Origin of the sequence: Pseudomonas sp. URMO17WK12:I11 (assembly GCF_007677725.1) — a bacterium.
Taxonomy (GTDB): domain Bacteria; phylum Pseudomonadota; class Gammaproteobacteria; order Pseudomonadales; family Pseudomonadaceae; genus Aquipseudomonas.
This window is the reverse complement of the sequence record NZ_VEDF01000016.1, coordinates 1-18,264: the sequence shown is the minus strand read 5'-3', so window position 1 is coordinate 18,264 and position 18,264 is coordinate 1. Positions and strand designations below refer to the sequence as shown.

The following is an 18,264-nucleotide window of genomic DNA, read 5'->3' as shown; positions in this document are numbered from 1 at the left end:
CTCCTTTCAGGTGGGTTGGATCAGGCCCGCGGCCACTGCCAGTTGCCACAGGCCACGTTCGGTGGCGTGCGCGGCCACGCTGACACGGCCGAAGCCGCAGGCCTGCAGGGCACGGCAGTAGCGGGTGCACAGCGGGCCATTGCCGATCAGCAGCACGGCCGGCAACGGCGCGCCAGGGCGGCGCTGACGCTGCAGCTGGGCCAGGGCGGCGAGCTCATGGCCAATCAACAGCCCAGAGAGGTAATCAGCCTGGGCTGCGCCGCTGAGTGCGCCCGTCAGGCCCAAGGTGCGGGCGCTGAACAGGGTCGACAACGGGCCGCTGTTGCCCTCGGCCGACTGCGCGACCTGCACGCCGCGGTCGAACGCCGCTGCATCGAACGCGCCGCCGCGCTGCTGGGTGCGGCCAAGGATGCTGTGTTCGCTGAGCACGGCGAACAGCTCGCCGGTCATGAAGGTGTCGAACTGCACGATGCACCCGTCGGCCACCTGCACCCACTTCGAATGGCTGCCTGGCAGGCCGATCAGCACATCGTCGTTGGGCAGCTCGGCAAGTGCGCCGAGCACTTGGGTTTCTTCACCGCGCATGACGTTGGGCAGCGCCGAGCGTTGCATCACCCCAGGCACGATGTGTACGTCGACGCCGCACACGCTGCGCAGCGTCTGCAGGGCAGCGCCGAGGCTGGCGACGTTGGCCGGTGTGTCGCGGTAGGTCGCCTCGCGCCAGCCCTGGGCGCTGCCGACCATGCCGCAGGCGATCACCGGCAGGGCCGGGTCGGTCGCCAGCCAGTCAGCGCAGGCCTGCGCGAAGGCCAGTTCGAAACCATCGCTGCACAGCGTGCCGTTGATCAGCCGTGGGGTGCTGGGCAGTTGCATGATGCCGTGCGGCGAGGCGCGAGATTCCAGCACCTGGCCAGCGGCGGCGAGTTTGTAGGCACGCAGGGAGGTGGTTCCCCAGTCGAGCGCGATCAATTGCGCTTGCATCGCTTCACCTGTTTTGTTTTTGGCAGTGAGTGCGGGCGACTATAAACCTGAAGAGCGGACAATTCCAATATGTAAAATGCTATCCCACATATAGGGACTAGAAGAAAGCAGGTAAGCCGACCCTGGTCGGTACTGACCGGGATCCAAGGAATGCTTTGATGAAGGGCTTGAGAGGATGGACGTGTGGGAGCGGCCGCGTGTGGCGAAGGGGCGCGTAGCGTCCCCAGGATTCCAGCCTGATAGCTCGAATTGCTGGGGCCGCTACGCGGCCCTTTCGCGACACGCGGCCGCTCCCACACGGGCCGCGTCAGGTCGCGGGGCTTACTCAGGCAACGCGAAGGCCATGACGTAGTCGCCCATCTTGGTGCCGAGCGAGCCGTGGCCGCCGGCCATCACCAGCACGTACTGGCGGCCGTCCTTGCCGGTGTAGGTCATCGGCGTGGTCTGCGCGCCTGCCGGCAGGCGCCCCTCCCACAGCACCTTGCCATCGCGCACGTCATAGGCCCGCAGGTACTGATCCAGGGTGCCGCTGAGGAACGCCAGGCCACTGGCGGTGGTGAAGCTGCCGCCCAAGCTTGGCACGCCCATGGTCAGCGGGATCGGCACTGGCGAGCTGTCGCGCACGGTGCCGTTCTTGTGCTTCCAGATCACCTTGTGCGTGGTCAGGTCCACGGCGGCCACATAGCCCCACGACGGCGCCTGGCATGGCAAGCCCATCGGCGACAGGAAGGCGCTCATGATCACACCATACGGCGCGCCCTTGTTTGGCTGAATGCCTTCGGTTTCGCTCTTGCGTGCCGGCTGGCCGGCAATCTTGGCCGCCGGTACCAACTGCGACTTGAAAGCCATGTAGCTGGGGTTGACGAAAGCGATCTGGCGCACTGGATCGACCGAGATACCGCCCCAGTCGAACACCCCGAAGTTGCCCGGGTACACCAGCGAGCCCTGCAACGACGGCGGCGTGTAGATGCCCTCATAGCGCAGCGAGCGGAAGTCGATACGGCAGAGCAACTGATCGAACGGGGTCACGCCCCACATGTCATGCTCGCGCAAGGTCGGCGGCATGAAGTTGAGCGCGGACATCGGCTGGGTTGGCGAAGTGTGGTCACCCTCGACCGCACCTTGCGGTACCGGCGTCTCCTTGATCGGTACCAGGGGCTGGCCATTGCTGCGGTCCAGCACGTAGATGCTGCCCTGCTTGGTCGAGGCCATCAGCGCCGGCTTGACGCCATCGGCGGTCTTGATATCGATCAGGCTCGGCTGGCCGCCGACGTCCATGTCCCACAGGTCGTGGTGGGTGAATTGGTAGTTCCAGCGCACCTGGCCGGTGGCGACGTCCAGCGCCACCACACCGGCGCTGTACTTCTCCGATTCTGGCGTGCGGTTGCCGCCCCACTGGTCAGGCATCTGGTTGCCCATCGGCAGGTAGAGCATGCCCAGCTTTTCGTCGACGCTGATCACCGACCACATGTTCGGCGAGTTGCGTGTGTAGAACTGGCCCTCGGCAATCGGCGCGGTGGCGTCCGGGTTGCCGCTGTCCCAGTTCCACACCAGTTTGCCGGTGATGGCGTCATAGGCACGAATCACGCCCGAGGGCTCGTCGGTCGAGACGTTGTCGGTGACGTGGCCACCGAGGATCACCAGGCCGCCGGCAATCGCCGGTGGCGAGGTCGAGTAGTAGCCCCCGGCGGCGAAGGTGCCGATGTTGCGGGTCAGGTCGATCTGGCCGTTGTCGCCGAAACCTTCACATTGCTTGCCGGTATCGGCATCCAGGGCGATCAGGCGGGTGTCGGCGGTAGGTACGTAGATACGCTTGGCGCAGGCCTGTCCGGTCGCCGCACTGGCTTGGGCCTGGGCGGTGTCGAAATAGGCCACGCCGCGACAGGTCATGTGCGCCCAGCCCTTGAAGTTATCGGCGTTCTGGGTGCTCAACTTGGGATCGAATCGCCACAGTTCCTTGCCGCTGTCCGGATCGAGGGCGATCACCTGGCTGTGCGGGGTGCACACATACAACTTGTCGTTGACCTTGAGCGGGGTGTTCTCCGCTGTGGTTTCAGCCGGGTCGTTAGGGCCAGGCAGGTCGCCGGTGCGGTAGGTCCAGGCCGGCTTGAGGGTGCCGACGTTCTCTGGGGTGATCTGCTTGAGCGGCGAGTAGCGGTCGCCGAAGGCGGTGCGGCCATAGGCCTGCCAGTCGCCATCGGGCATCGGCGGCGCGGCGCTGTCGGTCCCTGCGGTGTCGCGGTCCAGGCGACCCACAATGGTATTGTGGTTGGTGAACTGGCTGGCCACGGCCATCAGCCCCGCCACCGCCACGCCCGCTGCCAGCACACCCGTGCCAAGCGGGTAAGGTTGGCCTACGGTCAGTGGCTTGCGCAGCCAGGGCAGCAGCAACACCACACCCAGGACGAACCACAGGGCCAGGCGCGGCACCAGTTGCCACCAGTCCAACCCGACTTCCATCAATGACCACAGTGAGCTCAGCAGCAGCACGATGCCATAGACGCTCAGCGCTTCGCGGCGTTGGCCCCACAGCAGGCCACCGGTGATCAGCAGGCCGACGCCGGCCAGCAGGTAATACAGCGAACCACCCAGGGTCGCCAGTTTGATGCCGCCCGCCAGCAGGGCCAGGCCCATCAGCGCGAACAGCACGCCCAATAGCCTGGGTAACAGGCGCGGGGGTTGTGAAGCACGGGTAGAGCTCATGCGCGAAATCTCCGTATCCATGGGACTGAAACGATTAGCCGTTCAGAGACCAAGAATAGTATTACGAAATGATTCCGCGACTCATTGAGTAATCGCGTCAAACCCTTTGCACTAATCGTAACAATCCGCTGCTGTCATCGTATGACCGTACTCTATAGCTAACGCGCGAAGTAGAGCCTTCGCTAGAAAAGATTCACTTGACACCTTGCTTAGCTGGATATTTCTCACATTGACAGAGGTTTTCGCACTTGATAAAAACGCCGAGGTTGTACGACAACGCATAACAAAAACAATAGAAAATGGACGTATCCCATGTCGAAAATCTGCCAGACCTCCCTCCCCTACGCGCTGTTCGGCGTCAGCCTGCTCAGTGCCGTGCCTGGCGTTGGTGCTGCACAAGGTTTCATCGAAGACAGCAAAGCCGTCCTGGGGCTGCGCAACTTCTACATCAATCGCAACTTCACCAACCCCGCCAACCCGCAAAGCAAAGCCGAGGAATGGACCCAGAGCTTCATCCTCGACGCCCGCTCAGGCTTCACCCAAGGCCCGGTCGGGTTCGGCGTGGATGTACTGGGCTTATGGTCGGTCAAGCTCGATGGCGGTGGCGGCACCTATGGCACCGCGCTGCTGCCGCGCCACGACGACGGACGCCCTGCCGATGACTACGGGCGCCTGGCCGTCGCCGGCAAGGCGCGCATCTCCAAGACCGAACTGAAGATCGGCGAGTGGATGCCAGTGCTGCCGATCCTGCGCTCTGACGATGGCCGCTCGTTGCCGCAGACCTTCCGGGGCGGGCAGATCACCTCCAACGAGATTGCCGGGCTGACCTTGTATGGCGGCCAGTTCCGCGGCAACAGCCCGCGCAACGATGCGAGCATGGACGACATGAGCTACGCCGGCGCCTTGTCGGATCGGTTCAATTTCGTGGGCGGCGAGTACAAGTTCAACCAGGAGCGCACGCTGGTGGGCCTGTGGAATGCGGTGCTCAAGGATGTGTATCAGCAGCAGTACCTGCAGTTGAACCACATTCAACCGGCTGGCGCCTGGACCTTGGGCGCCAACCTCGGTTACTTCCAGGGCGATGACGACGGCTCGCAGCGCGCCGGCAAGCTGGACAACAAGACCTACTCCGGAATGTTCTCCGCCAAATACGGCGGCAACACGTTCTGGATCGGCTTGCAGAAGGTCGACGGCGACACCTGGATGCGGGTCAACGGCACCAGCGGCGGCACCTTGGCCAACGACAGCTACAACGCAAGCTTCGACAACGCCAACGAACGCTCCTGGCAGGTGCGCCATGACTACAACTTCGTGGCCCTGGGCATCCCCGGCCTGACCCTGATGAACCGCTACATCAGCGGCCGCGATGTGCACACCGCAGCGGTCAGCGACGGCAAGGAGTGGGTGCGTGAATCGGAGTTGGCCTATGTCATCCAGAGCGGGGCGTTCAAGGACTTGAGTGTGAAGTGGCGCAACTCGAGCATTCGCCGCAGCTTCAGCAACAACGAGTTCGATGAGAACCGCTTGATCTTCAACTATCCGCTGTCGTTGCTGTGAGCCGATGGGCAATCTGGGCAAGCGCTCGCTACCGACATGCAGCATTGACAAGCATGGAATAGGCTGTCGATAATTGCCCAAGTCATACGACAACTTACAACAATTAACAATAAGTAGACCGACATGACCAAAACCCCCTTCAAGCGCCTGCTGCTCACCGGAGCGGCAGGCGGCCTGGGCAAGGTTCTACGCCAGCGCCTGAGCGACTGTGCCGAAGTCCTGCGCCTTTCCGACATCGCGCCGATGGCCCCTGCTGCCGGCCCTCACGAAGAAGTGGTCCGCTGCGACCTGGCCGATAAAGCGGCAGTCCACGCCTTGGTCGAAGGTGTCGATGCCATCGTGCATTTTGGCGGAGTGTCCACCGAGCACGCCTTCGAAGACATCCTCGGGCCGAACATCTGTGGCGTGTTCCATATCTACGAAGCGGCGCGCAAGCATGGCGTCAAGCGCGTGGTCTTCGCCAGTTCCAATCATGTGATCGGCTTCTACCGTCAGGATCAGCGCATCGACGCGCACGCCCTGCGCCGCCCCGACAGCTATTACGGCCTATCCAAATGCTACGGCGAAGACGTCGCCAGCTTCTATTTCGATCGCTATGGCATCGAAACCGTCAGCCTGCGCATTGGCTCATCCTTCGAGCAGCCACAGAACCCGCGCATGCTCTGCACCTGGCTGAGCTACGACGACCTCAGCCAATTGATCGAGCGCAGCCTGTTCACCCCTGACGTCGGTCACACCGTGGTCTACGGCGCTTCCGACAATGCCACGGTGTGGTGGGACAACCGCTACGCCGCCCACTTGGGTTACCAACCCAAGGACACCTCCGAGGTGTTTCGCGCCGCGGTAGAGGCCAAGCCTGCGCCCGCTGCGCAAGACCCCAGCATGGTCTATCAGGGCGGCGCCTTCGTCGCAGCTGGCCCGTTCAACTGACCCGCACGGCCAGGAGGCCTGAGCATGCACTGCGAACTGATCGTCGACGCCCGCAATGGCACAGGCGAAAGCCCTGTGTGGCACCCCGCCGAGCAGGCCCTGTACTGGGTCGATATTCCAGCGCGCCAGCTGCACCGGTGGCACGGCGGCAAGCACCAGCGCTGGCAGGGTGAGCAGATGCTGGCCTGCATCGCGCGCGCTGCGAACGGCTGGTTGGCCGGCATGGAAGATGGCATCTACCAGGTCCGCGCCGAGGCCGATGGCAGCCTGCACAGTCGTCTGATTGCGGCAGTCGAGCACGGGCAACCGGGCATGCGCTTCAACGACGGCCGCTGTGATCGCCAAGGGCGTTTCTGGGCCGGCAGCATGCTCATGGACATGCAACAAGGCGCGCATGTCGGGGCGCTGTATCGGGTCGATGGCGAAGGCCGCTTGCACCGCCAGCTCAAGGACATGATCGTGCCCAATGGCCTGGCCTTCAGCCCTGACGGCACGCGCATGTACCTGTCCGACTCGCACCCTGCTGTGCAGAAGATCTGGGCCTTCGACTATGACATCGACAGCGCCACGCCCCACAACCAGCGGCTGTTCGTCGACATGCGCGCGTTTCCCGGGCGCCCCGACGGCGCGGCTATCGACACCGACGGCTGCTATTGGATCTGCGGCAACGATGCCGGGCAGATTCACCGTTTCACCCCGGATGGACGCCTGGACCGCTCGCTCACGGTGCCGGTGAAGAAACCGGCCATGTGCGCCTTCGGCGGCGCCAACCTCGACACTTTGTTCGTCACCTCCATTCGCCCAGCCGACAGCGACCTTGCCGACCAGCCCCTGGCGGGCGGTGTGTTCGCCCTGCGCCCGGGCGCCCAAGGCCTGGAGGAACCTGCCTGGCGCGGCTGAAGCGCCCTGTTTTACCTGCCACTGACACGCGAAACCAGATAATAAAAACCACGGAGTTTCACCATGACCTTCAAACGCAAGCTGCTTCTTGCCGTACTCCCATTCGCTTTCAGCCTGTCGATGCCGGCCTCGGCCCTCGACATCAAGTTCGCCGAAATTCACCCGGCCGGTTACCCGACCGTTGTCGCCGAACAGAACATGGGCAAGAAGCTCGAACAGGCCAGCAACGGTGACATCACCTTCAAGATGTTCCCCGGTGGCGTATTGGGCTCGGAAAAAGAGGTGATCGAGCAGGCGCAGATCGGTGCCGTGCAGATGACCCGGGTCAGCCTGGGCATCGTCGGCCCGGTGGTGCCGGATGTGAACGTGTTCAACATGCCGTTCGTGTTCCGCGACCATGCGCACATGCGCAAGATCATCGACGGCGAGATCGGCCAGGAGATCCTCGACAAGATCACCCATTCCGAATTCAACCTGGTGGCGCTGGCCTGGATGGATGGCGGCTCGCGCAGCCTGTACACGAAAAAGCCGGTGCGCAGCCTCGCAGACCTCAAGGGCATGAAGATCCGCGTACAGGGCAACCCGCTGTTCATCGACATGATGAACGCCATGGGCGGCAACGGTATCGCCATGGACACCGGCGAGATCTTCAGCGCCCTGCAGACCGGGGTGATCGACGGCGCCGAGAACAACCCGCCGACCCTGCTCGAGCATAACCACTACCAGAGCGCCAAGTACTTCACCTTGACCAACCATCTGATCCTGCCTGAGCCTGTGGTGATGTCCAAGACCACCTGGAACAAGCTCAGCGCCGATCAACAGGCGCTGGTGAAGAAGGTCGCCCGCGAAGCGCAGATGGAAGAGCGCGCGCTGTGGGATGCCAAGTCTGCCGCCAGTGAAGAGAAGCTCAAGGCGGCCGGCGTCGAGTTCATCGCCGTCGACACCAAGCCCTTCTATGACGCCACCGCCCCGGTGCGCGAGAAATACGGTGCGCAATACGCCGACCTGATGAAGCGTATCGACGCCGTCCAGTAACACCGGCCCCCTTCCGAGAAGACCGCGGCAGCGCGACGCCCGTCGCCCTGCCGCTCTGGTGATGCCTATGAAAATGCTGTTCCTGCGCGTCAACGACGCGCTCTACCGCGCCTGTATCTGGGTCGCCGGGCTGTCGATCCTGACCATGACGCTGATCATTCCCTGGGGCATCTTCGCCCGCTACGTCCTGGGTACCGGCTCCAGCTGGCCGGAGCCGGTGTCGATCCTGCTGATGGTGCTGTTCACCTTCATCGGCGCCGCCGCCAGTTACCGCGCCGGCGCGCACATGGCGGTGGCGATGGTCACCGATCGCATGCCCGAACCCACCCGGCGCCTGGTGGCGGTATTGACCCAACTGCTGATGGTCGGGGTGTGCCTGTTCATGACCTGGTATGGCTTCAAGCTGTGCGCCACCACCTGGAATCAGTACATGGCCTCGCTGCCGAGCATGCGCGTGGGCATGAGCTACGCGCCCATCCCGGTGGGCGGCCTGCTGACGTTGATTTTCGTGCTGGAAAAACTCCTGCTGGGCGATCAGAGCCAGCGCAGGGTCGTGCGCTTCGATCTGGTGGAAGAAAACGAGGGGGCGGCATAAATGGATGCATTGATTCTGTTGGGCAGTTTCGTCGCCCTGATCCTGCTCGGCATGCCGGTGGCCTATGCCCTGGGGCTGTCCGCGCTGATTGGCGCCTGGTACATCGACATCCCGCTGCAGGCGATGATGATCCAGGTGGCCAGCGGCGTTAACAAATTCTCGTTGTTGGCCATCCCGTTCTTCGTCCTGGCCGGGGCGATCATGGCCGAAGGCGGCATGTCGCGGCGCCTGGTCGCCTTCGCCGGAGTGCTGGTGGGTTTCGTGCGCGGTGGCCTGTCGCTGGTCAACATCACCGCTTCGACCTTCTTCGGGGCGATTTCCGGTTCTTCGGTCGCTGACACGGCGTCGGTCGGCTCGGTGCTGATCCCGGAGATGGAACGCAAGGGCTACCCCCGCGAGTTTTCCACGGCGGTCACCGTCAGCGGCTCGGTACAGGCGTTGCTGACCCCGCCGAGCCACAACTCGGTGCTCTACTCGCTCGCCGCTGGCGGCACCGTATCGATTGCCTCGCTGTTCATGGCCGGGGTAATGCCAGGGCTGTTGCTCAGCGCGGTGATGATGGGCCTGTGCCTGATCTTCGCCAAGAAGCGCAACTACCCCAAGGGCGAGGTGATTCCGCTGCGCCAGGCACTGAAGATCGCCGGGGAGGCGCTGTGGGGGCTGATGGCCATGGTCATTATCCTCGGCGGCATTCTTTCGGGGGTGTTCACGGCGACTGAATCGGCGGCGGTGGCCGTGGTGTGGTCGTTCTTCGTGACCATGTTCATCTACCGCGACTACAAGTGGCGCGACCTGCCCAAACTGATGCACCGCACCGTACGGACGATCTCGATCGTGATGATCCTGATCGCTTTCGCAGCCAGCTTCGGCTACGTCATGACCCTGATGCAGATCCCGTCGAAGATCACCACGGCGTTCCTGACCTTCTCGGACAACCGTTATGTGATCCTGATGTGCATCAACTTCATGCTCCTGCTGTTGGGCACGGTCATGGACATGGCGCCGCTGATCCTGATCCTGACGCCGATCCTGCTACCGGTGATCACCGGCATCGGCGTGGACCCGGTGCACTTCGGCATGATCATGCTGGTCAACCTGGGCATCGGGCTGATCACCCCGCCGGTGGGCGCGGTGCTGTTCGTCGGCTCGGCCATCGGCAAGGTCAGCATCGAGGCCACGGTGAAGGCGCTGCTGCCATTCTACGTGGCGCTGTTCCTGGTGTTGATGGCAGTGACCTACATCCCGGCGATCTCGCTATGGCTGCCTAGCATGGTGTTGTAATTCCAGTGACCGGGGCCGCCCGTGCGGCCCTGCGTTGCGCTGCAAACGGATCCTGCACATGGCTGTTTCCTCTTCTGCTGCCCCCCTGTTCCCGCGCCAGCTGGCCATCGCCCTGCTGGCGCTGCTGGCCTGCTCGTTCGCCGGCAACCACATCGCCGCACGCATCGCCTTTGACGATGACACAGGCGTGCTGCTGGCGATTTTGTGCCGCTCCGGTATCACCCTGCTGGTGTTGGCCAGCCTGGTGCTGTGGCAACGCCAACCGTTGGGCCTGCCCGCCGGCAGCGGCGGCTGGCAATTGCTCCTGGGCCTGCTGATCGCCACCCAGAGCCTGTGTCTGTACTCGGCCGTGGCGCGCATCCCGGTGGCCCTGGCCCTGTTGGTGGGCAATACCTTCCCGATGCTGCTGGCGCTGCTGACCTGGGCCCTGGGGGGTGCGCGGCCGAGCGCACGTACCCTGCTGTGCATGGGCTTGATCCTGTGTGGCCTGGTGCTCGCACTGGATGTGCCGGCGCGCCTGGGCGACGGTGGCGATGGCAATCCGCACTGGGCGCTGGGCATCGGCCTGGCCTTTGGCGCGGCGTGCGTGTTCGCCTGCGCCTTGTGGATCACCGATCACAAGCTGGCAGCGGTGCGCGGCCCGGTGCGCAGCTTGCTGACCCTGCTGATCGTCTTCGTCAGCATGCTGCTGGCAGGCCTGAGCGGGGTCATGCCGGCTGGCTTGTCGCCGCCGGCCAGCAGCAGCGGCTGGATAGCCCTGGGCAGCCTGGTGGTGTTGTATGGCGTGGCCTTCACCTTGCTGTTCGTCTGCGTGCCGCGCCTGAACATGGCGCAGAACGCACCGGTGATGAATGTCGAGCCCATCGCCACCCTGCTGCTGGGCTGGGCGCTGTTGGGCCAGCAACTGAGCGGCCTGCAGCTGCTCGGCGGCGCCGTGGTGGTGTGCGCTATCGTCCTGCTGACCTATCGGAGGCCGTGATGAGTGTGCCGTTGCTGCATCTGCAGGATCAACTGAGCGAATTGACCATTGCGCCGAGCCTTGGTGCCAGCCTGGTCAACTGGCGGCTCAAGGCCAGCGGCCAGGCATTGCTGCGCCCGACGGATGCCGCCGCGCTGGCCAGCGGCAACCCGCGGCAGCTGGGCTGTTATCCGCTGGCCCCGTGGTCGAACCGAATCGCCCATGGCGGCTTCGAGTGTCCGGGGGGCTGGTTGGCCCTGCAGGCCAACAGCGCGCACGATCCCTACCCGATTCACGGCAGTGCCTGGCAACAAGCCTGGCAAGTGCAGCAGTGCAGCGTCGACCGCGCGCGACTGTGCCTGGACAGCATGCTGCCCTTCGCCTATCAGGCGACGCTGGACGTGCAGTTGCACGGCGGCTGCCTGAGCTTGGCCCTGCAGGTGATCCACCAAGGGCCCATGCCAACCTGGTACGGCCTGGGCCTGCACCCGTATTTTCCGCGCTTGCCCGATACGCGCTTACGTGTTGGCGCCGACAGCGTCTGGCTCGCCGACGACGATGGCCTGCCAACCCGTCAGGCCGCGCTGCCGGAGCCGTGGAACTTCGGCGACGGCGCAGCGCTTCCCAGCACCTTGGTCGATCACGCGTTCAGCGGCTGGGCCGGAGACTGCGTGATCGAGCAACCGACGGCAGGCTATCGCTTGCGCTGTCGCGCCAGCGGCGCCGAGCACTTCATGTTGTACTGCCCACCGCAGCAGGCGTTCTTCTGCTTCGAGCCGGTGAGTCATCCGGTCAATGCCCATCACCTGCCGCAGCGCCCGGGCCTGCGCTTGCTGGAAACCGGCCAGGCGACCGGCTTGAGCTGGCACATGCAGTATCAGGCGCTGTGAGTCGGGGCGCTCAGTCCAGCTGACGGGCACGCAGATCTGCCGCCAGCATATCGATGAAGGTACGGACCTTGGCCGAACCATGCTTGCTCTCGCGGTGCAGGATGTGGATCGGCCAGGGCGCCTCCTCGTACTGGGCCAGAACCACCTGCAACTGACCGCTGGCCAGCTCGTCGACCACCTGGTACGACAGCAACCGGGCGATGCCCAGGCCGCCGACGGCAGCGGCGATCGCGCCGTCGTTACTGGTCACGGTCAGCCGCGGCTGCATGCGTACGGTAGTGGCGTCATCGGCCAGGCCGAAGCGCCAGCCGGCACGCGGTGACAGGTTGCTGGTGGCGATGACGTCATGGGCCGGCAGCTCGCCGGGGTGCTGCGGTTCGCCCTTGCGCGCCAGGTACTCGGGCGCTGCGCACAACATGCGCCGTACCCGGCCGACGCGCAGCGCCTTGAGGCCCGAGTCCGGCAGCGGACCGATGCGCACTGCCACGTCCATGCCCTCCTCGACCATGTTCACCACGCGGTCGAGGAAGTACGCCGACACATCCACCTCGGGATACTGCTTCAGGTAACGCACCATGCACGGCATGACGAACTTCTTGCCGAACAGGATCGGCGCGGTGACGGCCAACTCACCCTTGAGCGTGGCGTTGATTCCGGCGGCCGCTTCGTTGGCCTCATGGATGCGGGCAAGGATGTGCCGAGTGTCTTCGAGGTAGCGGCTGCCGGCGTCGGTCAGGCGGACGTGGCGCGTGGTGCGCAGCAGCAGCCTGACCCCCAGTTGCGCTTCCAGGGCGCTGACGGCGCGGGTCACGGCTGCTGGCGAGAGGTCCAGGCTGCGCGCTGCGGCGGCAAAGCTCTCCAGCTCGCCAACCGCAACGAAAACCTTCATCAGGTGGATCTGATCCATGCGCATTCCAGGCCGTCGACAAGGTGCAGGGAGTATCGGCTATCTGGCCGGCTTTTGCTGACCGACCTCAGAGCTGCAGCACCAGGGCTTCTGCCGGCACCGCGCAGCAGATCAATGCGCTGCCCGGCTCGGGCATTTGCGCAGGCGGGTTGGGGTAATGCACCTGCCCTTGCAACACCTTGGTCGTGCAGGTGCCGCAAGAGCCGCCCCGGCAGCTGAATGGCGGCGACAGCCCCCGCGCCTCGGCCAGCTCGAGCAGGCTGCCGTCACCGGGGGTCCAGCGCGCCTCCTTGGCCGAGTCGGCGAACATTACCGCTACGGCTTCACTGGCCGCTGGCGGCTGTTGCAGCGTGGGCTGCGGGTCATCGCCATGGCGGCGCAAGGTCGACGGTCCGAACGCTTCGGCATGAATACGGGCATCGGGCACATGCACCGCGCGCAAACCTTCGTACAGGTCCTGGGTGAAGCTTGCCGGCCCACACAGGTAGAAATCGTAGTCATCCAGCCTAAGCGCCGCCTTGACGTGCTCGATGCCGAGGCGCCCTGCGTGTTGGTAGTCGTGGCCTGGCACATCGTCGGCCTGCGGCTGGCTCAGGGATCGGTGCACGGTGAGCTGGCCTTGGGCGTTGCGCAGAAGGCTCGCCAATTCCTGTTGAAACGGCAGGTCAGCGAGGCTACGGGCGCCATGGAACAGATGGATGCGCCGGCCTTGCCCACTGGCCAGCAGTTCACGCAGCATGGCCATCAACGGCGTAATGCCCACCCCAGCGCCGATCAGCACGATGGGCCGTTCGCTGCTGCTGTCGAGGGTGAAAGTGCCCACCGGTGCCCGTACTTGCAGGCTGTCGCCGACCTTGATCTGCGCATGCAGGTAGCGCGACGCCGGCCCCTGGGCTTTGACGCTGATGCGCAGGTACCCGTCAGAGGGGGCGGATGACAAGCTATAGGTGCGGATCAGCGGTGCGCTGCCCGCCTGAGGGATGCGCACCGGGATGTGTTGACCCGGCAAGAACGTCACCGGGCCGTCGGCAGCCAGGTAGTAGGAGCGGATATCGCGGCTTTCCTGCTCGACCCGCTCGACTCGCCAGTCTCGCCACTGACCTCGTTGGTCGCGTTGTTGCAGCCGTAGCTCGGCTTCCGACCAGGTTCCGGTGTGCAGGCTGGTTGGCGCATATTCCTCAAAGGCCCAGCGCAGGCCGAGGGCGGCGCGACGGAGCACCACCTGCTCGATGTCCAGCGTCCACAGACGCTCGGCGCCTTCGAAGGCGTTGATCAGCGGGCTTTGCAGAATCACCTCGGTGCGCCCGCTGACTTGCAGGACATCGCCGGTGGCGAAGTCAACGAAGAGCAGCCCCGCCACTGGGTTCTCCAGCAGATTGCCCAGGGTGTTGAAGTGCAGGTTGCCGGCGTAGTCGGGAATGCTCAGGCGGTTGCCCTCGACCCTGACGAAGCCCGGCCGGCCGCCGCGGTGCGAGACATCCACCGCGCGCTGACCGCCTGGCTGATCCACATAGCTGGCAACGAACAAGGTGTCGGCATTGCTGATCATCGCGGTGGTGTATGCATCCAGGGTCGATGCATCGATTCGCGGCTGCGGCTGCGCCTGGACGCGGGTGTACTCGCGCAGCTGGATGTACTGCGGGCAATTGCCGAATGACTGCTCGACCACGACCTCGAGCCGACCATCCGCTGCCTGACCGATCAGGCCATTGAGGCGATTGCGGCGCCGCGTATGCAGTTCGATGCCCAGCAGGCCGATGGCCTGCCCGCTCGTCAGGCCGGGGCCGGCGGGGTCATCGTCGCGCGCTCGCGCATCGATCAGCAGGTGCCGAGGATCGGGCGAGCTGACAAAGCCTTCGGCGCCCTCAAGCAGCGTCGCCCAGGGTGAGCCGCTGGCATCAACGGCGCCGGCGACGATGAACGGCAGTTGCGCGTAGAAAGTCCGGTGCTGCTCGGGCATATGGTCGCGGATGACCTTCTGCCCGAAGGCTTGCATGCGCTCCAAAACACCCACCTGTGCTTGCAGGCGGCGTTCACCGGCATGCCAGGGTGAGGGACGTTGCTCAAGGGGTTCGGTCATGGCGGCAGTCCTCGCGTGGGGCAACTCAGAGACTGGTTTGCAGGCCTACGACAGTGCGTGGCATGGCGACGAAGCCGGGCAATGCCTCGATCCGCGATAACCAGGCGCGCACGTTCGGGTAAGGTTGCAGCGACACATTGCCCTCCGGTGCGTGAGCGGTGTACGAGTAATTGGCGACATCGGCGATGGTTGGCTGGTCGCCGGCCAGAAAGGCGGAGGTGGCCAGCGCTGCATCCATCACCTTGAGCAGGCTGTGCGCGCGGCCGATCACTTCATCACTGTTGAACGAGGCGCCAAACACCGTGATCAGGCGCGCTGCGGCGGGGCCAAAGGCCAGCGGCCCGGCGGCAACCGAGAGCCAACGTTGAACCCTGGCTGCGGCGATTGGCGCGTGCGGCAACCACTGGCCGGTCTTGTCGTAAGTGCCTGCCAGGTAGACCAGAATGGCATTGGAGTCGGCGATCACGGTGCCGTCATCATCGATGACCGGCACTTGGCCGAACGGGTTGATGGCAAGAAACTGCGCTTGCTTGTGTTCACCCTTGGCCAGGTCGACCACTATCGGTTCGGTGGGCAGCTGCAGCAGCGACAGCATCAGTTCGATGCGGTGGGCATGGCCGGATTTGGGGAAGGTGTAGAGTTTGATCATGGCTGAGGCTCCGGTGGTGACACCTTGCGGTGTCGGGTGGAGCCCATCGTGCGCCGATACGCCTGGCAGCAGAATCAGCGCAGCGGGGAAACCATAATTTCGCCAGGCGAAATAATGCTGCGGGTTGAAGGTCAAGCCGACGGTTGTTTGTGAAAACGGTACAAGGCACGGGCTGCCTTGACGATGCGTGGTGCGTAAGCCTGGTGTTCGTCGAAGCTCAACGCATCGAGCAACTCGAAGTTGTCCTCCAGCCCATGCAGGGAAATGTCCTTGAGCAGCGCGTCCTGCTCTGCCGGCAACGCCTGCCAGCCTGCCAGCTGAGTGCCGCGCATGTAGCCGAAGCACCATTCTTCCATGATGATGGTCGGAGCCTCGTCATTGGTGCTCTGCTCGAAGATGGGCTCGAACTGGTCGAGGTCGTAGGCCAGGTCTTCGGTGACCTCGTTGGCGAAGCGCAGCAGCAGTGCCGTGTAAGCCTCGGCGTGGGCTGGCCGCTTGAATTTGGGCACCTTGCCGCCGGCGACCACGGGCAACCATTTTTCCGGAATGACGTTGACCGGGGAGCTCGCCAGGGCCGTGAGAAAACCGTGCAACTCTGCGAGGTTGAGTACCGAGTAGTCGTTGCCATAGGTGATCAGCAGATCTTCTAGGCGATCGAGTTCTTTGTCGCTGAGGGCGGGGAGCATGAGCGGGCATCCTGGATGACGATTTGCCTGCACCCTAGCACAGCGATGCCAGGCCTGAGGTAATACTTTGCCTGGGCAAAAACAATCGCCGGCCCGTCAGCTCCCAGGCAATGTCTGGGAACTGACGGGCCGGCGATCAGGACGTCAGGCGTTAAACGGCCAGCGCGCGCTCACGCAGCTCGCTGTTGAGAATGCGGTCGTTCTCGCTGTAGTCGACCGGGCAGTCGATCACGTGCACGCCTGGGGTCCTGATGCAGTGCTCGAGCAGCGGCAGGAAAGCTTCGGCGCTTTCTACGCGGTGGCCATTGGCACCGTAGGCTTCGGCGTATTTGACGAAGTCCGGGTTGCCATAGTCCAGGCCGAAATCGGTGAAGCCCATGTTGGCCTGCTTCCAGCGGATCATGCCGTAGCCATCGTCACGCAGGATCACCACGGTGATGTGCATGCCAAGGCGCACTGCCGTTTCCAGCTCCTGGCTGTTCATCATGAAGCCGCCGTCGCCGCACACCGAGATCACCGGGCGATCCGGGTACACCAGGTGCGCCGCCATGGCCGATGGCAAGCCGGCGCCCATGGTCGCCAGGGCGTTGTCCAACAGCACGGTGTTGGGCTTGTGCGCCTTGTAGTTACGGGCGAACCAGATCTTGTAGATGCCGTTGTCCAAGGCAACGATGCCCTCGGAGGGCAGTACGCGACGGATGTCGGCGACCATGCGCTGCGGGTAGACCGGGAAGCGATCGTCGTCGCCGCCTTCGGCGATTTGCGCTTCGTTGGCTTCACGAATCGCCATCAGGCGGCTGAAGTCCCAATGCGCGGTATCACCGAGTTGTTCGCTGATCTGCCACACGGCGTTGGCGATGTCGCCGATCACTTCGACCTGTGGGAAGTACACGGCATCGACTTCGGCGGAGCGGAAGCTGATGTGGATGACTTCGGTACCGCCACGGACCATGAAGAACGGCGGCTTCTCGATCACGTCGTGACCGATGTTGATGATCAGGTCGGCGGCTTCGATCGCGCGGTGTACGAAGTCGCCCGACGACAGTGCAGCGTTGCCCAGGAAGCGCGGATGACGCTCGTCGACCACCCCTTTACCCATCTGAGTAGTGACGAACGGGATGCCGGTCTTGTCGATCAGCTGCTTGAGCACCTTGGCGGTCATCTTGCGGTTGGCACCGGCGCCGATTACCAGGATCGGGCTGCGGGCCTTTTGCAGTTTCTCGACCGCTGCTTCGATGGCCACGTGCTCGGCCAGCGGGCGACGGTGCAGGCTGCGCGGGATCGGCAGCGCATCGGTTTGCTCGGCGGCGATGTCTTCTGGCAGCTCCAGGTGCACGGCACCCGGCTTCTCTTCTTCAGCCAGGCGGAACGCTTCACGCATGCGGGCCGGAATGTTGTCGGCCGAAGCGAACTGGTGGGTGTACTTGGTGATGGGGTCCATCATGCCGCACACGTCAATGATCTGGAAACGGCCTTGCTTGGACTTCTTGATCGGTTTCTGGCCGGTGATCATCATCATCGGCATGCCGCCGAGATAGGCATAGGCACTGGCGGTCACCAGGTTGGTCGCGCCAGGGCCCAAGGTCGACAGGCTGACGCCGGTCTTGCCGGTCAGACGGCCATAGGTGGCAGCCATGAAACCCGCCGATTGCTCGTGACGGGTCAGGACCAGCTTGATCTTCGACTTGCGCAGGGATTCCAGCAGGTCGAGGTTTTCCTCACCGGGAATGCCGAACACATACTCGACACCTTCGTTTTCCAGGCATTGCACAACGACATCGGCGGCCTTGGCCATCTTGCTTGTAACCTCAAGTGATCGGACAGTGGAAGTCCAGAAATGCGCAGCACGGTACGCTGGCATCGCTCGGTTCGGGGGCCAGGATTGCCCCGAACTAAAGTCTTGACGCAGCCTAGGCGCGAACAAGTCACGTCAACGGGCGAGAAATATTGTCGCACCGCGGCTGCAGCAGGAACAGGCGGTTACAGGCAAAACACCTTTGATGGCAGCAGCGAGATCGCAGGATTTCTGAGCAGGAAAGACAAAACCCCTACCTGCTTGCGCAGATAGGGGTTTTGCGAAATGAATCTTGACGATGACCTACTCTCACATGG

15 protein-coding genes are annotated in these 18,264 nt (G+C 63.8%); 8 read left to right on the top strand and 7 right to left on the bottom strand.

The annotated features are described in order from the left end of the window. Positions 1 to 6: 6 nt before the first annotated feature. Positions 7 to 981, bottom strand: coding sequence for a 2-dehydro-3-deoxygalactonokinase (locus FS665_RS21855; RefSeq protein WP_145193236.1), 975 nt, complete (start codon positions 979 to 981; stop codon positions 7 to 9). A 321-nt stretch (positions 982 to 1,302) separates the two neighbouring features. After that, positions 1,303 to 3,684, bottom strand: coding sequence for a glucose/quinate/shikimate family membrane-bound PQQ-dependent dehydrogenase (locus FS665_RS21850; RefSeq protein ID WP_145193234.1), 2,382 nt, complete (start codon positions 3,682 to 3,684; stop codon positions 1,303 to 1,305). A gap of 312 nt (positions 3,685 to 3,996) precedes the next feature. Here FS665_RS21850 and FS665_RS21845 point away from each other — a divergent pair, with 312 nt between their 5' ends. The 8 genes from FS665_RS21845 (at position 3,997) to FS665_RS21810 (ending at position 11,830) form a co-directional block, all read left to right on the top strand. Further along, on the top strand, positions 3,997 to 5,241 hold the full coding sequence (locus FS665_RS21845) for an OprD family porin (protein ID WP_145193232.1): 1,245 nt from the start codon (positions 3,997 to 3,999) through the stop codon (positions 5,239 to 5,241). 123 nt (positions 5,242 to 5,364) lie between these two features. Beyond that, a complete protein-coding gene (locus FS665_RS21840; RefSeq protein ID WP_145193230.1) occupies positions 5,365 to 6,171 on the top strand; it encodes an NAD(P)-dependent oxidoreductase in 807 nt (268 codons plus the stop codon). A 24-nt stretch (positions 6,172 to 6,195) separates the two neighbouring features. Then, positions 6,196 to 7,071, top strand: coding sequence for an SMP-30/gluconolactonase/LRE family protein (locus FS665_RS21835; protein WP_145193228.1), 876 nt, complete (start codon positions 6,196 to 6,198; stop codon positions 7,069 to 7,071). A 63-nt stretch (positions 7,072 to 7,134) separates the two neighbouring features. After that, positions 7,135 to 8,106 carry a TRAP transporter substrate-binding protein gene (locus FS665_RS21830; RefSeq protein ID WP_145193226.1) on the top strand — a complete coding sequence of 324 codons (972 nt, stop codon included), beginning with the start codon at positions 7,135 to 7,137 and terminating at the stop codon, positions 8,104 to 8,106. Positions 8,107 to 8,173: 67 nt separating this feature from the next. Further along, positions 8,174 to 8,701: a TRAP transporter small permease gene (locus FS665_RS21825; protein ID WP_145193224.1), complete on the top strand. Its 528-nt coding sequence runs from the start codon at positions 8,174 to 8,176 to the stop codon at positions 8,699 to 8,701. Then, a complete protein-coding gene (locus FS665_RS21820; RefSeq protein ID WP_145193223.1) occupies positions 8,702 to 9,982 on the top strand; it encodes a TRAP transporter large permease in 1,281 nt (426 codons plus the stop codon). It begins immediately after the preceding gene. 58 nt (positions 9,983 to 10,040) lie between these two features. After that, entirely contained in the window at positions 10,041 to 10,961 is a 921-nt protein-coding gene (locus FS665_RS21815; protein ID WP_145193221.1) for a DMT family transporter, read from the top strand. Next, entirely contained in the window at positions 10,961 to 11,830 is an 870-nt protein-coding gene (locus tag FS665_RS21810; protein WP_145193219.1) for an aldose 1-epimerase, read from the top strand. The genes FS665_RS21815 and FS665_RS21810 overlap by 1 nt, the downstream gene beginning before the upstream one ends. Before the next feature lie 10 nt (positions 11,831 to 11,840). Here the strand turns inward: FS665_RS21810 and FS665_RS21805 are convergent, their stop codons facing one another. The 5 genes from FS665_RS21805 to FS665_RS21785 all read right to left on the bottom strand — a co-directional run bounded on the left by FS665_RS21805 (position 11,841) and on the right by FS665_RS21785 (position 17,947). Then, positions 11,841 to 12,737 (bottom strand): LysR family transcriptional regulator, encoded by an 897-nt coding sequence (locus FS665_RS21805; RefSeq protein WP_145193216.1) that lies wholly within the window; start codon positions 12,735 to 12,737, stop codon positions 11,841 to 11,843. 67 nt (positions 12,738 to 12,804) lie between these two features. After that, entirely contained in the window at positions 12,805 to 14,817 is a 2,013-nt protein-coding gene (locus FS665_RS21800; protein WP_145193214.1) for a pyridoxamine 5'-phosphate oxidase family protein, read from the bottom strand. Positions 14,818 to 14,842: 25 nt separating this feature from the next. After that, complete coding sequence (locus tag FS665_RS21795; RefSeq protein ID WP_145193212.1) at positions 14,843 to 15,466, bottom strand: glutathione S-transferase family protein; 624 nt, start codon at positions 15,464 to 15,466, stop codon at positions 14,843 to 14,845. A 131-nt stretch (positions 15,467 to 15,597) separates the two neighbouring features. Beyond that, positions 15,598 to 16,152: a UPF0149 family protein gene (locus tag FS665_RS21790; protein WP_145193210.1), complete on the bottom strand. Its 555-nt coding sequence runs from the start codon at positions 16,150 to 16,152 to the stop codon at positions 15,598 to 15,600. A 151-nt stretch (positions 16,153 to 16,303) separates the two neighbouring features. Then, a complete protein-coding gene (locus tag FS665_RS21785; RefSeq protein ID WP_145193208.1) occupies positions 16,304 to 17,947 on the bottom strand; it encodes an acetolactate synthase large subunit in 1,644 nt (547 codons plus the stop codon). Positions 17,948 to 18,264: the final 317 nt, after the last annotated feature.

What these genes read in the sequence shown, in the direction of transcription:
- FS665_RS21855 (WP_145193236.1), bottom strand. Translation starts at nt 981, where the DNA reads ATGCAAGCGCAATTGATCGCGCTCGACTGGGGAACCACCTCCCTGCGT.
- FS665_RS21850 (WP_145193234.1), bottom strand. Translation starts at nt 3,684, where the DNA reads ATGAGCTCTACCCGTGCTTCACAACCCCCGCGCCTGTTACCCAGGCTA.
- FS665_RS21845 (WP_145193232.1), top strand. Translation starts at nt 3,997, where the DNA reads ATGTCGAAAATCTGCCAGACCTCCCTCCCCTACGCGCTGTTCGGCGTC.
- FS665_RS21840 (WP_145193230.1), top strand. Translation starts at nt 5,365, where the DNA reads ATGACCAAAACCCCCTTCAAGCGCCTGCTGCTCACCGGAGCGGCAGGC.
- FS665_RS21835 (WP_145193228.1), top strand. Translation starts at nt 6,196, where the DNA reads ATGCACTGCGAACTGATCGTCGACGCCCGCAATGGCACAGGCGAAAGC.
- FS665_RS21830 (WP_145193226.1), top strand. Translation starts at nt 7,135, where the DNA reads ATGACCTTCAAACGCAAGCTGCTTCTTGCCGTACTCCCATTCGCTTTC.
- FS665_RS21825 (WP_145193224.1), top strand. Translation starts at nt 8,174, where the DNA reads ATGAAAATGCTGTTCCTGCGCGTCAACGACGCGCTCTACCGCGCCTGT.
- FS665_RS21820 (WP_145193223.1), top strand. Translation starts at nt 8,702, where the DNA reads ATGGATGCATTGATTCTGTTGGGCAGTTTCGTCGCCCTGATCCTGCTC.
- FS665_RS21815 (WP_145193221.1), top strand. Translation starts at nt 10,041, where the DNA reads ATGGCTGTTTCCTCTTCTGCTGCCCCCCTGTTCCCGCGCCAGCTGGCC.
- FS665_RS21810 (WP_145193219.1), top strand. Translation starts at nt 10,961, where the DNA reads ATGAGTGTGCCGTTGCTGCATCTGCAGGATCAACTGAGCGAATTGACC.
- FS665_RS21805 (WP_145193216.1), bottom strand. Translation starts at nt 12,737, where the DNA reads ATGGATCAGATCCACCTGATGAAGGTTTTCGTTGCGGTTGGCGAGCTG.
- FS665_RS21800 (WP_145193214.1), bottom strand. Translation starts at nt 14,817, where the DNA reads ATGACCGAACCCCTTGAGCAACGTCCCTCACCCTGGCATGCCGGTGAA.
- FS665_RS21795 (WP_145193212.1), bottom strand. Translation starts at nt 15,466, where the DNA reads ATGATCAAACTCTACACCTTCCCCAAATCCGGCCATGCCCACCGCATC.
- FS665_RS21790 (WP_145193210.1), bottom strand. Translation starts at nt 16,152, where the DNA reads ATGCTCCCCGCCCTCAGCGACAAAGAACTCGATCGCCTAGAAGATCTG.
- FS665_RS21785 (WP_145193208.1), bottom strand. Translation starts at nt 17,947, where the DNA reads ATGGCCAAGGCCGCCGATGTCGTTGTGCAATGCCTGGAAAACGAAGGT.